This is a genomic window from Luteibacter aegosomatis, from assembly GCF_023078455.1.
Lineage (GTDB): Bacteria > Pseudomonadota > Gammaproteobacteria > Xanthomonadales > Rhodanobacteraceae > Luteibacter > Luteibacter aegosomatis.
In genome coordinates, this window is record NZ_CP095740.1 from 1,978,381 (window position 1) to 1,995,158 (window position 16,778).

The 16,778-nt window shown below is 67.5% G+C and carries 5 protein-coding genes; all 5 read left to right on the top strand.

The window, feature by feature from the left end; translation table 11 throughout:
- The first annotated feature begins 15 nt into the window (after positions 1–15).
- The gene (locus tag L2Y94_RS09195; RefSeq protein ID WP_247374546.1) at positions 16–1,722 is read left to right on the top strand and encodes a putative porin; all 1,707 of its coding nucleotides are present in this window, start codon (positions 16–18) and stop codon (positions 1,720–1,722) included.
- A gap of 9 nt (positions 1,723–1,731) precedes the next feature.
- Complete coding sequence (locus L2Y94_RS09200) at positions 1,732–2,358, top strand: hypothetical protein (RefSeq protein ID WP_247374547.1); 627 nt, start codon at positions 1,732–1,734, stop codon at positions 2,356–2,358.
- Between the two features lie 204 nt (positions 2,359–2,562).
- Positions 2,563–2,955: a hypothetical protein gene (locus L2Y94_RS09205; RefSeq protein ID WP_247374550.1), complete on the top strand. Its 393-nt coding sequence runs from the start codon at positions 2,563–2,565 to the stop codon at positions 2,953–2,955.
- Positions 2,956–3,013: 58 nt separating this feature from the next.
- Positions 3,014–15,085: a filamentous haemagglutinin family protein gene (locus tag L2Y94_RS09210; protein ID WP_247374552.1), complete on the top strand. Its 12,072-nt coding sequence runs from the start codon at positions 3,014–3,016 to the stop codon at positions 15,083–15,085.
- A 218-nt stretch (positions 15,086–15,303) separates the two neighbouring features.
- Positions 15,304–16,674 carry a substrate-binding domain-containing protein gene (locus tag L2Y94_RS09215; protein ID WP_247374555.1) on the top strand — a complete coding sequence of 457 codons (1,371 nt, stop codon included), beginning with the start codon at positions 15,304–15,306 and terminating at the stop codon, positions 16,672–16,674.
- Positions 16,675–16,778 lie beyond the last annotated feature (104 nt).

The following is a 16,778-nucleotide window of genomic DNA, read 5'->3' on the forward strand; positions in this document are numbered from 1 at the left end:
ACCCGGAGAGTTTGCATGACCCTCGGAAAGGCCCGCCCTCGTCCCGCGCGCGCCCTGCTGGCCCTGACCATCGGCCTCGCGCTCTGCGCCGGCACCGCGACCGCGCAGTCCGCGCCGTCGGACAACGCCACCATCAACCTCGTGCGCCTGCTGGTCAAACGCGGCGTGCTCACCCAGGCCGATGCCGACGGGCTCATCGCCCAGGCCGATGCCGAAGCGGCGCAGGCCCGGAAACAGGAGGGCACCGCCAACGCCGCCCCCGCCAAGCCGGGCGAAGTGCGCGTTACCTACGTGCCCGAGGTCGTACGCAACCAGATCAAGGACGAACTGCGCCAGGAAGTGGTGGCCCAGGCCAAGGAAGAGCACTGGGCCGAGCCGGGCAAGTTGCCCGAGTGGCTCGACCGCATCCAGTGGACCGGCGACATGCGCTTCCGCGACGAATTCCACTACTTCGACAAGGGCAACCTGCCGGCCATCAACTTCGCGCAGCTCAACCGCACGGGGCCGTACGACATCAGCGGCAATAACGTCAACCTGCCGCCGTTGCTCAACACGAACGAAAACCGGACCAATTCGCTGCGCATCCGCGCGCGCCTGGGGGTGAACGTCGATCTCGGCGACACGGTGACGGCGGGCATCCGCATCGGTACGGGCGACGACAACAACCCAGTTTCCACCACGCAGACGCTCGGCGGCGGCCTGGTGAAGAAAAACGTCTGGCTCGACCAGGCGTGGTTGGCATGGAAGCCGACCGACTGGGCGGAAGTCATCGGCGGCCGCATGCCGAACCCGTTCATGAGTACCGACCTCCTGTACGCCAACGAGCTGAATTTCGACGGCCTCGCCGGCAAGTTCACCGTGCCGGTGAACGACTCGTTGGGCACCTTCGCCACGGTCGGCATGTTCCCGATCGAATACCAGGCCGACGACTTTCCGTCGAACATCCCCACCAAGCAGGCCAGCCGCGACAAGTGGATGACCGGCGCCCAGGTCGGCGGAAGCTGGAAGTTCGACGATGACATCGTCTGGAAACTGGCCTTGGCCTACTACCGCTTCGATCACATGCAGGGCAAGCTGTCTTCGCCGTGCTCGATCTACCTGGGCCAGACCATCTGCGACACCGATGCCACGCGCTCGGCGTACATGCAGAAGGGCAATACGGTGTTCCTGCTCCGCGACATCGTGCCGGACCCCAACAATCCCACCAACTACGCGCAGCCGCAATTCGTGGGCCTGGTATACGACTACCACGTGGCCAACGCGACCACCCAGCTCGACATGAAGGTGGCCGACACGCCGCTTCGCCTGGAAGGCGATTACGTCCGCAACATGGCCTATCACAGCCGTGACGTGTATTCGCCCGAGCACCTGGGGCGGGTGGCGAACAACTTCGATGCGGGAGACGCCGCCGACGCTCCGTACAAGAGCGGACCGGTGGGCTGGATGTTCCGCGCCACGCTGGGTGACGTGAACCCCCATGCGGCCGGCGACTGGAACGTGATGCTGGCCTACAAGTACCTCCAGCCCGACGCCACGCTCGACGGTCTGGCCGATCCCGACTTCCACCTGGGCGGCACCAACGCCAAGGGTTTCATCCTCGGCGGAAGCTACGGCATCACGAAGTACGCGTGGCTGAGCGCGCGTTACTTCAACGCCAGGGAAGTGTTCGGTCCGCCGCTGTCGATCGACGTGTTCCAGCTCGAAATGAATGCCCGGTTCTAAGGAGGCGCCATGAAACGCACCCTCATCGTTCTCGTGCTGCTGTCGATCGCACCGGCCGCGTTCGCGCAGACCGCCAGCCTCGAGAGCCGTCTGCGCGACCAGTTGCGCGACACCCGCCGGCAGTTGCAGGACCTGCAGTCGCAACAGGCGCAATGGGCGGCCGAAAAAGCGGCCCTGGAGAAGGATCGGGACGCGGCCAGGCAGACGGCGGAAGCGGCGCAGGCGTCGGCGAGGAAAGCGCCCGGCGTATCGCCCGAGGCGAGCCGCGCCCTGGCGGCGGAACGCCAACGCCGCGAAGCGGCGGAAGCCAGCCTGCAGCGCGACAGGTCGGATGCCGAATCGTCGGTGACGGCCCTTCGTTCGGCACAGGCCGAGCGGGACCGCCTCGCGAAGGAACTGGACACCGCGAAAGGGCAGGTCGATGCCTGTACCGCGCGCAACGTGCGGATGTATCGGGTAGGCCAGGAGGTGATCGCCGCCTACGAGAACATCGATGCCGGCGACGTCTTCGCGTCGCGCCAGCCGTTCGCCGCCAAGGCGAGGGTGAAGCTGGAGAACGCGGCGCAGTCGTTCGGCGATCGCCTCTATGAGCAGCGTTTCGACCCCCGTGCGGGCCAGGCGTCCGCTTCGCCATGAGCCCGGACTTTTCAGCCCAGTGGTTGGGCGCAACGGACTGTAGAGGAAACCGCCATGGACAGGGATGTCTCTTTCCGTCGTCGGCGTGGAGCAACGGGACCTGCCGTGTTTTCGGACCATGACATCGACGGCACGCCCGAGTGCCGCACGCCAATGCCGCGTCGTTCCCAGGCGCGTGCGCGCGTCGACGCAAGGACGCGCGGCATGACCTGCCTGCATGCCCTGGCCGAAATGCTGCGGCAGCTGTACGCCGCGCGACAGGGCAGGCAGGCCGACCTGTTGATGGACCGTTGCTCGAGCGCGGCACTGGAAACGCTGCTGGGAGAGTCGTCCGCCTTCCTCGGCTCACGCGTGAATTACGCGGTGACGGATCGTCTCCGGCACCGCAAGCCGCAACTGGACGAAACGGCGCTGCCCACGATCCGTGCGATCGCGAGCGTGCTCAACGCGTGGCTCCACGACGGTCGCCGATCGGCGATTCGCGCGGTGTTGCGTGAACTGGGCGACGACGAGCTCAGGGAGCTCGCCTCGCTACCCGAACTGAACGATGAAGTGGCGACGATGACGGGTGACTTCGCGGGCGGGAACGCCCCGTGATCGCCGCCACACGACATAGCGGCGCGTGAAGCCGCATCCTGCTTTTTCGAGGCCTGTCATGATCGCACCTACCCACGCTTCCGCCTCCCGCCGCTCCGACGCGTCCGTGTCGCGTCCCACGCTTCGTCGGCGCACGATGTGCCAGTTCATCGCACTGGCCCTGTTCGGCGGCGTCGCGCACGCGGGCACGCCGCCGACGTTCAGCCAGGCATGGATCGCCGGCAAGCAGGTCGGTGCCGCGCAGACGCCGCCCGCCCCGGGCGCGGGGCAGGGCGGTAACGGCGGTAACGTCTTCACGCCCGCCAACGTGCTGATGCAGCAGCGCGTGCAGCAATCGATCGCCAACCTCAACGCCGCGGCTCAGGCCGTCGCCGCGCAAATGAGCGCGCAGAAGGCGGCGCAGGCCTCCGCGCAGCCGCTGTCATCGAACATACCCGACGGCCTGGGCGATGGCGGCCTCAAGGTCGCCGGGGGCGTGGGTACCGATCCGTCGCTATGGCAGAACGCCAACGCGCCGACCCAGTCGGTGGCCGGTGGCCGCACCGACGTCGAGATCAAGCAGACGGCGTCCAAGGCGATCATGACCTGGGAGTCGTTCAACGTGGGGCGGCATACCACGGTGCACTTCGACCAGACGGGCGGTACGCAGGGCGACGGCGGCAACCAGTGGGTCGCGCTGAACCGCATCAACGATCCGTCGGGCGATCCGAGCCGGATACTCGGCCAGATAAAGGCCGAGGGCACCGTCTACCTGCTGAACCGCAATGGCATGGTCTTCGGCGGCGGGGCACAGGTGAACACGCACTCGCTGATCGCGAGCTCCCTCGATCTCTTCACGCGCGACGTGTCGAAAAGCAACGCGTTCTTCCTGAAATACGGTATCGGAAGCACCACCGATCCCGAGCAGATCCTGGGCAACGGCGGAACCGTCACCGGGTTTCTCACCGATAACGGCGATTCGCGCGACGCGAGCACTGCCCGAGGCGCCGTGACCGTCGGACGAGGTGCCTCCATCACCACGTCGAAGGACGGGTTCGTCTTGATCGCGGCGCCGTCCATCACGCAGGCCGGCCAGATCGTCGCCGACGACGGCCAGGCGATCATGGCGGCGGCACGGATCGTGGCGATGGCACCGACCTCCAACGGCAGCCAGTTGAACGTGCAGGCGGTCAGGGGGGCCGCAACCACCGATGGGGTCATCGAAAACACCGGCCTCGTCCAGGCTCGCCGCGGCCGGATCCAATGGTTGGGCGAAGAGATGCACCAGGACGGCGTGCTGGTCTCCTCCACCAGCCTCAGTCATCCCGGCAGCATCGAGATGGATGAAGGCAGCAGCGGCAGCCTGAAGCCGTCGGTCGCGTTCGGCGGGGGCTCGGTCACGACGATCCTGCCGGAGAAGGACGGCGAGACCACCACCTCGACGCCGGAAGCCGACGCGGCCTTCGTGACCAGCCGGGTCGACGTGAACGTCTATGCCCGGTTGAGCCCGGGCTCGTTGATGGAAGTGCCGGCGGGCAACGTGACGTTCGCGCGCGACACGTACGTCGACGGCGGTGCCACGATCGACGTGTCCGGCCTGGCGAACGTCACGCTGCCCATGTCCGCCCTGTTGGTGACCATCCCGCGTATCGGTCTCAACGAGTTGGCGAACTCGCCGTTGCTGCGCGACAGCTTCCTGTTCTCGGCCAAGGACGTGACCATCGACAGCACCGCGTCGGGCACCCGGGCGGACGGACTGGATTGGGTCGGCAGCCCGATCCTCAACGTGGCGGGTTACGTGAACAACGTGCCGCGAACGGTCGACGAGCTGATGATACGGTCGGGCAACATCGCTTTCCGGAACAGCGCGATCATCCGGACCGGCGCGCAACTGCGCCTGGAGGGTGGCTTCCTCCATTATCTGCCCGGCTATATCTCCACGCCGCGGCTGCAGGCGGCCAACGGCCTGGTATACGACATCGCTTCGGCGGATCCCGACGTTCCGTACGCCGGCTTCGCCGGTGTCTACACTCAGGACCACGCACGGTGGGGCGTCACCGAAACCTATGCGAGCCCGTTGCTCGCCAACATGAAGCGCTGGGACCCGGGATTCATCCGCGGGGGCGACGCGGGCACGCTGTCGTTCGGCCAGGAAGGCAACGTCGACAGGACGTTCGACCTGATCCTTGATGGCGACGTCAGCGCCCATGCCTATGCCGGACGCGAGCAGGTGCGTGGAGGCAACGAACCATTGGCCGGTTCCCTGGATATCGACGTCGTCGATATCGCGTCGTTCAACACCTTCCAGGGCGTGAGCCGAGCCAACTCCGTCAATGTCGTGATCCAGTCCGAGAAGGTGCCGCTGGAAAGCTACAAGCCCGACTTCGGCGCCGACGATCCCTTGCCGGAGCGGGGAGGCGATCCGTCCGATCCGGGCAATCCCTTGTGGTGGCATAGCCTGTCGACCGCGATGATCGACAACGCGGGCTTCCGCAAGGTTCGCGTATCCACGGCGGGAACGGTGCTGGTGAAGGACGGCGCGGATCTCCACGTCGCCGATGGCGGCGAGGTCGATATCACGGCGACGTCGGTGGAAGTGGACGGCACCGTCACCTCTCACGGTGGCGCCATCCACCTCTCCGCTCGCGCGAGCAACGCGAACCAGCAGGAATCCGTTCCGTCCTTCCTGTCGGTGGGAGAACACGGTCGGCTGGATGCCAGCGGTCTGTGGGTGAACGACGCCGGACGCGCGGCCGACTCGCTGCAGGGAGACCATTGGATCGACGGCGGTAGCGTGTCGCTCACCGGCCTGACGAGCAGGGGTAGCGAATCGGTCGACATCACCCCGGACATCACGCTGGCACCGGGGTCGATCATCGACGTATCGGGTGGCGGTTACGCCGGGGCGGATGGATCGTTGTCGATGGACGGCAACCTGCCGCGGGGACGTGGCGGCGACGTCGCCATCCAGACCCATGTCGACGGCCCGATCCTGTCGTATCGAAGCGCGGGCATGCCTGACGATCTCCTGGGCGGGCGAATCGACCTCGGCGGGACGCTGATCGCCGAAGGATTCGACGGTGGCGGCACGCTCACCTTGCACGCACCGCGGATCCAGATCGGTGGCGCGGCCGAGGCGACTCCCGACGTGGCGCTGCTCTATCTCGATCCGTCGATGTTCTCCTCACTGGGTTTCGCCAGGTACAGCCTCATCGCCGACACCGACGCCACGGTCGCACCCGGTGCGCAAGTCGTCGTGAAACCGCGGGCGATGGTCGCGGACCTCTCGGCCTTGCGCGGCGTGGGCAGTCGCGAACACCTGCTTGGCGCGGAAGGGACGGGTGATGTGGCGACGACAGGGTACGTGGACGCGTACTTCCGTTACCTGCACCGAGGCGCCGACGACGGCCTGTCGTTACAGGCGGGCACGTACCTGGACTGGATCGGCCAGGGACTGAAGGGCGTCACCGGCAGCGTGACCGTCGGCGAGGGCGCCCGCATCGGCGTGGATGCGGGCGGCACGATCGCCCTGACGGGAAGCGGCAACGTGGTCGTGGACGGTGTCCTCGTCGCACCCGGCGGCAAGATAGCCCTGCATAACCTCGATGCGCTGGCCCGGTTCAATCTTCCGGTCAACAGCAGTGTGTGGCTGGGTGCCCACAGCGAACTGGATGCCGGCGGGATATCCCTGCGCGATCCCGCGGCGGGCGCGATTCCACGCAGCGGAACCGCCGATGTCCCGGCACGCAACGGCACCGTGCTGGACGGTGGCACCGTCGAACTCTATTCCCGGCAGGATGTCGTCGCGGAGCGCGGGGCACGGGTGGCGTTGTCCGGTGCGAGCGACACCTACGACCTTCCCGCCGACGCCGATGGCCACGCCGTGGCCGACACGTCCCTGGTGGCGACGCCGGTATGGAGCGACGCGGGCTCGCTGGACATCCAGTCCGGCACGGGGCTCTACTTCGACGGCAGCATCGATGCGCACGGCGGTGCGGCCCAGGCCCGTGGCGGAAGCCTGGCGATTTCGTCCCAGGTGGATACGTTGCGACCGGTTCGCGACGGGGAGTTGATCCTCGTCCAGAGCGGGTGGCGCTTGCCGCGGGACAGCGATCCCTTCGCCGTCGACAGCCTCGACGAGCGCGATGGCGGCGACCTGCGTTTCGCGGTCGATCGTCTCGCCGGCTCCGGCATCGACGACCTTTATCTTGGCCAGGCGCTTCCCGGTAGCGATACGCCCGAAGCCGGATACCGCAACCTCCTCGTGACCTTCGCCGGCGACGTGTCGATCGACACGGCGAGGAGCATCCAGCTACGTACGACGGGGCTGGCCTCGATCGACGCCGGCTCGCGCACGGCATCGGCCGACGGCGCGGCGTCGCAAGGGAGCGCGGTCAGCCTCAAGGCATCTTATGTCGCGCTGTTGGGTGCGCCGGCCGATACGCGACCGGGAGCGACGGCGGGCCAGGCCACGCTCGACGTCGATGCCGACGTCATCGATATCGGCGGCCGACTCAACCTGCTCGGGTTCGAGCATGCCTCGTTCGACTCGCGGGGCGACGTGCGCTTCACGTTGCCCACGGACGATCCCGGAGTGAACCAGACGGGCTGGCTGAACGGCGCGGGCGACCTGGAGTTCACCGCCAGCCGCCTGTATCCGATGACGCATTACGCCTTCCTCATCAACGCGGCCCGTCCGTCGTCCGACACCACGGTTACCTTCCACCAGGCCGATCGGCACGATGCTTCCACGCCCCTGTCCGCCGGTGGCACGCTGGCGGTGGTCGCCGATCGTATCGATCAGGAAGGCACGCTCTGGGTGCCGTCGGGGTCCATCGTTCTCGGCACCGACGATCCGGAGGCCACGAGAACGGCGCTGGGGCTGGATGCCTCGATGCCGCTCGCGTCCACCAAGGATGTCCATCTCGCGCCGGGAAGCCTGACCTCGGTGTCGCTGGCCGGCGCGGTATTGCCTTACGGTACGACCCAGGACGGAAAGGACTGGCACTACGAGAACCAGGACGGACAACAGCAACCCCTCGTCGATCGTCCGCCTGAAAAGTCGGTGTCGATCGTGGGCGATGCCGTGGCCGTCGACGCGGGAGCGACCGTCGACCTTTCCGGCGGCGGCGACCTGCAGGCCGTGGAATGGATCCCGGGAACGGGAGGCACCCGCGACGTGCTGGCGCAGACCTATACCGACTATTCGACATCGCAGCAGGGTGAGCCGAAATCCCTGTACGCGGACGGCAGGCCGGTCTACGCGATCCTGCCGGGATACGACGCACCGGTGTCCGCCCACGACGTGGCCCTGGAACTCGGTGCGGGAGCGGGTCCGCAGATAGGGCAGGCGGTGTACCTGGCCGGCATGCCGGGGCTGCCCGATGGGGTCTACACGCTGCTTCCGGCGCGCTACGCGACGCTTCCGGGCGCGTATCGCGTGGTACAGGACACGGCGGTGACCGATGCGGTCATGGGCGCATCCGTCACGGCCCCGGATGGAAGCCACATCGTCAGCGGTTATTTCACCGATACCCTGACCGGTTCACGCGAAGCGCGGAACCGTTCCTTCATCGTGCAGTCGGCCCCCACGTGGAATCAGTACTCGGAGTATTCGCTGACGTCAGCAGCGGCCTTCTTCACGTCCAAGGCCGCCAAGGACGGCGGCACCACGCCTCGGCTCGGTGCGGACGCCGGTCGGCTCACCATCGCCGCTACGGCGGCGCTGTCGCTTGGCGCGACGCTCGACGCGACGCCGGCGAAGGGCGGGCGCGCTTCGCAGGTGGACATCTCGGGCGACGCGATCCAGGTCACGGGCGGCGATGCGCCCGGGCTCGACGGATACCTGCACGTATCGGCGGACGAACTGTCGTCGCTGGGCGCCGGCAGCCTGCTTATCGGCGGCAAGCGCGAGAGCACCGGGGAGGGCGACCGGATCGACGTGCTGGCCATCGACGTCGTGCTTTCCAACGACGCGTCCCATCCACTCCAGGGCAGCGAAATCGTGCTCGTCGCGAACGGCGATGGCGGCGTGACGCTGGGGGACGGCAGCGTCGTCAAGGCGACCGTGGCGGACGATGCGCCTTCGACGCCCTTGCTCATCGGGCGCATGCCCGGCGACGCGTCGGCCGGCGTGAGCGGCGACGGTGCGCTGTTGCGCGTCTCCGGCCAGGCCACGACGCCGATCGTCCGCGCCGACGTGACCGGTCTGGACGGCCCCGCCGGCACGCCGGGCGGGCATCTCTCGATCGGATCGGGAGCGCGGATCGAATCCTCCGGGGGGATCACGCTGGACGCGACGGGCACGACCTCGCTATCGGCGGACGCCGTGCTCGATGCGCCCGCCATCGACGTCACCGCCGGTCGCATCGGCCTGACGGCCACGAACCCGTCGCCGCAGGATCAGGCGGGTAGCCTCCTGATCGGTCCACGTATCCTCGCGCAGCTTTCCCATGGCGACGAAACGATCCTGCGTGGGCGCCAGGCGATCGACTTCATCGGCGACGTCGCGCTTTCGGCGTCGAACGCCATCACCCTCAGCGCGCCGACGATCGGCAGCGAGGGAGGGCATGCCACGCTCTCCGCCGATTCGTTGACGATCTCGAACGACACCGGGGCCTCACGCGCCACCGCCCATTCGGGCGATGGCGTGCTGCAGATCGACGCAAGGCAGGTGCACCTGGGGTCGGGAGACAGCACGTTGTCGGGCTTCTCCGGTTTCTCGGCCCATGCCTCCGACGGCGTGTACGCATCGGGCGTCGGCTCGATCGACCTCGGTACGGCCTCGGTCGACGTCGTCACGCCTCGCATCGTGGCCGAATCCGGATCCGATAACGTGCTCGACACGAGCGGCGCGATGCATCTGCTCACCGACGGCGGCGCGGCGGCACCGTCCGCGGACGTCGCCGGCAAGATCGCCCTGCAAGGCGGATCGATCGATGTCTCCACCGCGCTCATGGCGCCCGGAGGTAGAATCGCGTTGCACGCGACGCAGGGTGACGTTCGCCTCGACCGCGGGGCGAACGTCGACGTCGGCGGCGCATCGTTGCCCTTCCATGACGTGAACGTGTCCGTGCCGGGCGGCACGATCGTGTTGGAGGCCGATGCGGGAAGCGTCACCGCCTCGGCGGGGTCGCTGCTCGACGTCAGCGGCTCGACGGGCGGCGGCAGGGCCGGCACGCTGGACGTCATTGCGCAACGCGGCAACGTCACGTTGGGCGGCACGCTCGTGGGCCGCGCCGCGGAGGGTTACCTGGGCGGGGTGCTCTCGGTGGATGCGATGGGAGCCATCGACCTGGGCTCCGTCGCGGCGCTCGCCGGAGACGGCGGCCTGAACGGATCGGTGTCCATCCATACCCGCGAGGGCGATCTCACCCTGGCGAAAGGGCAGACCTTGCGTTCGCACCTGGTGCGCCTCACGGCGGATGGCGGCGACGTCGATATCGCGGGCGATATCGACGCGTCCGGCACCTTCGGCGGAAAGATCACCCTGTTCGGCGCCACGGGCGTCGACATCGACGGCGGACTGAACACCAGCGCCTCCGATCCGAACCACGACGGCGGCGATATCGCCATCGGAACGAGCGGCATCGGCGATGGGCACGTCGTGGCGTCCTACGGCTATCAAGAAGTCCAGCGAGCCGACGCCGGACATATCCGCATCGGAAGCGGCGCACGCATCCGGCAGGACGGAACCGCCGCCGACGGAAAGCTGTACCTGCGCGCACCGTTGCTCGTCGACGGCGACGTACCTGTGGATATCGCCGCCGGAACCGACTTGTCGCATTCGCGCGAACCGTCGCTCGAAGCGTATGCGGTGTGGGACACGCGCGATGCGTCGAGCGATCCCGCGAAGCACTTCGACGGCCTGGTCGATGCCGCGGGATGGTTTACGTCCGATCCGGTGACGGGCCGGCCCGTGCTCGTGGCGGGCACGTTCAAGGACGACGCGGGTAACGCCGTCGCCGGACCGGATCCGGCGGATCCCGCACAGGTCGCCGACTATCTCGCCCGATATCGTTTCACGCCCGACAACCTCGATCGGGCGCATGCGTCGTTCTACGGTTACGCCGACGGTGATGCGGGGAACGGTCCCGGCACGTTGATGGGCTACATCGAGCATCCCGGTTTCGCGTTCGAATCCCGCCTGCATGGCGTGGCACCCGCGCTCGACGTGCAGCCGGGCATCGAACTGCGCAACGGCGATGCCGGCACGAACGGCGGCGATATCACCGTGCTCACCCCCTGGAACCTGGGCGCGGGAACACGGGATGCCGAGGGTGCCCTCCATCTCGCCTACCGTTACGGCGACCAGGCTCCGATCGTGAGCCTGCGGGCGGAGGGCAACCTGGATATCCGGGCGAGCATCACCGACGGTTTCTATCAGGACGCCAGCGCGGGCGGCGTGGGAGGTCTTCCGCCGCTGGCGAGCTTGATCGAGGCGCAGGCGAGTTTCCAGGCGGCGATGGATGCGGGTGGTCTCAACGCACCGCAACTTTTCAGCGAACCCGGTGTTTTCACCAGCGGCGACCCGCTGGCCATTGCCGAGTACTACGGGCAATACGTCGCGTATGGTGACTACCTCGCCAAAGTCATCCCTGAACTGAGCAACGACTTCAACCCGGTGACGCCTGCCGCCGTCATCGGTGTCGGCCTCGGCTTTTCCCTGGTCGAGCATGTGGACGGCGCCCCTTTGCCTTTGACGAAGCCCACGACGTTGGCGGAGTATCCAGCCTATCTGGCCGCCTATAAGCCGTATCTGATCGAATCGGCGACCCTGACGGATTTCGCCGATACGGCGTTCGTCCCCGACGTCTTCGAGGCTCTGGCCGCGCCGCCCACGACACTGGATCTCATTCCCGCGACGCCCGCGCCAGTCGACAACAGTCCGTCGCCGCGTGCGGTGACGAACAACCCGCTGCCGATCCTGAGCGCCAACGTGTCCGGTGGACGTAGCACCTCGTATCGCCTGGTCGCCGGTGCGGACGTGACCTCGTCGGATCCCACGGCGACCGTAAACGGTGCGGCCGGTTCCGTCCTGCTCGGTGGCCATACGGACTACGCCGATCCCGACACCCGTCGCGTGCTCGCGGCGCCCACGGTGATCCGCACCGGCACCGGCGACATCGACATCGTGGCGGCAGCGGATGTCCGTTGGTCGGACGGACGCGCGCCCGCCGCCGTCTACACGGCCGGCGCGCCGGCGGCGGGAACGACGGCCGACGGCACGGCCTCGATCCTCAAGCCGTCCGAGGTCGACGGCTTGAGCACATCGGCGGCGACCGAGCTGGTGGTGACCGGCGCCGTCAATCCGGAGGGCGCCGGCCATCTCGACGTATCCGCCGGTCGCGACATCGTGGGACGGCAGGACATGCTCGACACGACGGGCGACCTGACGGGCACGCCGGGTACGCCCACGGCGCAGTACTGGTGGCAGTGGATGCAGACGAACAACAGCGAAACACGTTCGTCCATCAACTTTGGTGCGTTCGACCAGGGATTGATGAGCGCGGGCGGCGACGTCAGCGTGCAGGCCGGTGGCGATATCCGTCAGTTGTCCGTGTCGCTGCCGACCACCTGGGCGATCTCCACCGACGCCAGCGGCGCGCCGCATCTCCAGACCTACGGTGGCGGCGACCTCGACGTAACGGCCGGCGGCGACATCCTCAGCGGCAGCTACTTCGTGGCCCGCGGCCAGGGCAATGTCCAGGCCGGTGGCCGGATCGGAAGCGATTTTTCGGTGAGCTACGCGACGCCGTCCGGTCAACCCGCGACGATGCCCGTATCCACCCTGATCGCCATGCAGGACAGCCAGTTCTCCATCGAAGCGGGGGAATCGGTGTCACTGGGCGGCATATTCGATCCGTCGTGGCTGGACTCCCGCGGCGTATCCGAATTGCTCCCCGCGCACCACGCGGACGGCCAGGGGTATTCGGCGGATTCGCGCATCGACGTCAGCGCGCTATCCGGCGACTTGACCTACGGCGACCTCACGGCGCCCATCGCCCTGTTCGCCCCGGGGCTCGTCCCCAGTTCGGGAAACGCCGCCACCGACACGGCGGGCGACATCCTTCCGGCCACGGTCAACTTCGCCGCCGCACAGGGCGATCTGTCCCTGCTGACCAGCGGCGAGCTGTTTCCCTCCGACCACGGCAATCTCAGCCTCCTCGCCCAAGGAAACGTCACGTTCGACATCGCCGGCCGGGGGCAGGCCACGCGGCGTTCATGGGGCATCATCGATGCACCGCTGGGTTCCATGGCATCGCCGCTGAACCTGTCGCCGTTGATCGACGACTCCAACGGCGTGGCGACGCAAGCGCGCATCGCCGGCTACCTGTTCGGCACCGCGACGTCGGTCGATCCGGCGTTCCAGGCGTATTTCCACGCGGCCGAGCCGTGGCATGCCGACGACACCGACCCGGTGCGCGTCTATGCGTTGCAAGGGGACATCACCAACGGCACGGGCGGCGGCGTCGCGGCGGGATACCTCATGCCCAACAAGGCCGCTCGCATCGAAGCGGGGCGCGACATCGTCGATCTCGCCTACGTCGGCCAGCAGATCCGGGGTTCGGACATGTCCGTGATCAAGGCCGGACGCGACATCGTCGACACGCCCCTCGGTGCACCCGTCGCGGCCGACCAGCCGAACAACGTTCTGCCCCTGATCGTCCAGGCGGGTCCGGGTTATCTCTCCGTGCAAGCGGGCCGCGACCTCGGCCGGCTGGCCTCGCAGACCGACTTCTACGGCAATCAGGGGCAAATCCCCTTCAGCGTGCTTCTCGCGCCCGCCGGCGAAGGCGTCTACACGGGTATCGATACGGTCGGAAATATCTTCAATCCGCATCTTTCGGGGCAGGGCGCATCCATCGTGGCGTCGTACGGCGTGGCACCGGGCATCGACACCGCCGCGTTCATCGCCCGCTACATCGACCCGGCGGCCCCGAAACCCGCGGGCCTCGACGACGGTTCGGCGGCCCTGGTGACCTTCGTCGAGGGCTACGACGCCGGCCTCGGGGTGGATACCGGCCTGCTCGCCGATCGTCACGTACCGGACTACACCGTCGACGAAGCCTGGGCGCGATTCCAGTCGTTACCCGGCGAGGCGAAGGCCGTGTTCGTCCAGCAAACGCTGTTCCGCGTGCTGGCCCAGGTGGGCAAGGACTATGGCGACGCGAGCAGCCCGTTCGCGGGACAGTACGTGCGCGGTTACGACGCGTTGAACACCCTGTTCCCCGCGTCGCTCGGGTATACCGCCAATGGGCTCGACGGCGGCAGCAACGGGGCCCGGCAACTCGTGCACACGGGCGATCTCGATATTCGCGGCAGCACGATCCAGACCCAGAGAGGCGGCGACGTCTCCCTCCTCGCTCCGGGAGGCGAGGCCTTGCTGGGCAGCAGTTCGGCGCCGCCGGTCATCGTCGATCCGCGGGGCAACGTGCTTGCCGGACCGAATACGCAGGGCATCCTGACGCTGCAACGAGGCAACGTATCGATGTTCGGCGACGGCAGCACGCTGCTGGCGCAGAGCCGCATCTTCACCGAGCAGGGAGGTGACGTGACGATCTGGAGTTCCAACGGCGACATCAATGCGGGCAAGGGGGCCAAGACCAGCAGCGAGATACCGCCCGTGCGCTATCTCTGCACGATCGACGCCTGGTGCCTGCAGGATGCGGCGGGACAGGTGTCCGGCGCGGGTATCGCGACGTTGCAGACGGTCGCCGGCGCGCCGGAAGGCTCGGTCTACCTGATGGCGCCGCGCGGCACCGTGGACGCCGGCGATGCGGGCATTCGCGTATCCGGCAACCTCGTGGTGGCGGCGGCGCACGTCGCGAACGCGGACAACGTGCAGGTCAAGGGTGAGTCGATCGGCCTGCCCGTGGTGCAATCGGTCAACGTCGGCGCGCTCAATGCCGCCAGCTCGGCGGCGAGCGCGGCGACGAAAGCCGCCGAGGACGTCGCGCGTCAGCAGCAGAGCGACGCGCGCGACCGCATGCCGTCGATCATCTCCGTGCAGGTGCTGGGCGGCGATCCGAGCGCGAGCATCGACGGAACGAGGCGAGGCGTCGGTTACGATCCGAATGGACCGGTGCAAGTCGTACGTCGTGGCAGGAATGACGGATTGACGCCCGAGGAACGTTCTCGCATGCAGTAGCCTGATGCACGAAGTGATGCCGACGGGGACGGTCATGTCGGCATCATCTTCCATGTCATCGCCGCATCACCCACGGTTAACGCGAAACGGTCGATCCCACGTTAACGCTGTCATCGTTCTGGCATGTCGGGAGACACGCCTGCGTCACTGCCGGGACAACTGCGCCACGAATAATCGACAGGCCTCCAGATGGAGGTCTATCGACTAGGGGTAATACCATGTTCAAGCGTAACGCTACCCGCGCCAAGCTCGTTGCTGGTGCAGTCCTGCTGAGCCTCGGCCTGTCGGCCACCGGTGCCGCGATGGCCACCAACGTGTACGGCGGCGGCGCCACGCTGCCGGCCGGTGGTTACATGGGTTGGAACTTCGTCGCTTCCTCGCCGGCGAAGATCTTCTCCAGCAACGTGTCCTCGACGTCTTCCGGTGCCGCGACGGTCGCTACCGATTCGCTGATCGGTCATTGGGCCTCCACCACCGGCAACAGCGTGTCGTATTGCCAGACCGGCAGCGGCAACGGCAAGAAGATCTTCGACCACTTCGACGGTTCGGTGGTGCTCATCGGTGCCACCGGTGCCTGCACGGGCACCACGAGCGGCTTCGGCGCCGCCTCGGGCGCTCCGGTCGACCCGCACTTCGCCGGCAGCGACGCGCCGATGTCGCAGCAGGAATTCAACGGGTTCACCAGCGGCGGCAAGAACACCGCCAACACCCAGCCGGTGCAGTTTCCGGCCATCGTGGGCTCGGTCGCCATCGCCTACAACAACCCGGATGCCAGCAGCCTGAACCTGACCGATGCCGCCGTGTGCCGCATCTTCGCCGGCCAGGTGACGAACTGGAACCAGCTCACCGCCGCCGACCGCAACCTGCCGTCGGGTTCCGCCGCGCTGCCGTCGCGTGCCCTCAAGCTCGCCTTCCGCAGCGACGGCAGCGGCACGACGTTCTCGCTCGCCAACCACCTCAGCACCGTGTGCGGCAGCGCCGTCACCACCGGCCACTTCGTGACCGACCAGTCGTTCGCCGTGGTCGCCGCCGCGTTCACGCAGCCGACCGGTTCGATCGGTGCGAGCGGCAACACGGGCGTCGTGTCGGCCATCGAAGCCAACGCCGGTGCGATCGGCTACGCCGAAGCGGGCAACCTGAAGAACACCTCGGGCCTGACCGCCACCAAGGTCGCGCAGGTCAACGGTTTCGACCCGTACGCGAACCTGCCGGCCGTCGTCAGCTTCACCACCACCGTGCTGCCGGATCGCGTCATCTCCGGCGTGAACGCCAACGGTACGCCGGCCCTGGCTACGCTGACCGGCGGTGCGTCGTCGGCCGCCGGTTGCATGCTGATCGTCAACCCGGCCTCGTACGCGAACATCGCGAACCAGTATCCGATCATCGCCGTGTCGAACCTCATCGCCAACAACACCGGCAACGGTGCCGACGTCGGCGCCGTGCAGAGCCTGTTCTCGTCGCTCTACGGTTCCACGGCGCACGCCGGCGTCAATACCGTGGGCGCGGGTGCCGACGGCAAGGGCACGGGTTACGCCTTCGTCAATGCGCCGACCGCCGCCGCCAAGGTCACGTCCTGCATCAAGGCCTGATCGCCGCGTGTTCGTCCATCTCAAGGACGAGGAGGAAGGGCCCCGCGGGGCCCTTCCTTTTTCGCCGACGGTGCTTCGTCATGGGACCGACATCCCTGCCGCCG

Bases quoted from the DNA above. Each gene is read 5' to 3' on its own strand.
- L2Y94_RS09195 (WP_247374546.1), top strand. From the start codon at position 16: ATGACCCTCGGAAAGGCCCGCCCTCGTCCCGCGCGCGCCCTGCTGGCC.
- L2Y94_RS09200 (WP_247374547.1), top strand. From the start codon at position 1,732: ATGAAACGCACCCTCATCGTTCTCGTGCTGCTGTCGATCGCACCGGCC.
- L2Y94_RS09205 (WP_247374550.1), top strand. From the start codon at position 2,563: ATGACCTGCCTGCATGCCCTGGCCGAAATGCTGCGGCAGCTGTACGCC.
- L2Y94_RS09210 (WP_247374552.1), top strand. From the start codon at position 3,014: ATGATCGCACCTACCCACGCTTCCGCCTCCCGCCGCTCCGACGCGTCC.
- L2Y94_RS09215 (WP_247374555.1), top strand. From the start codon at position 15,304: ATGTTCAAGCGTAACGCTACCCGCGCCAAGCTCGTTGCTGGTGCAGTC.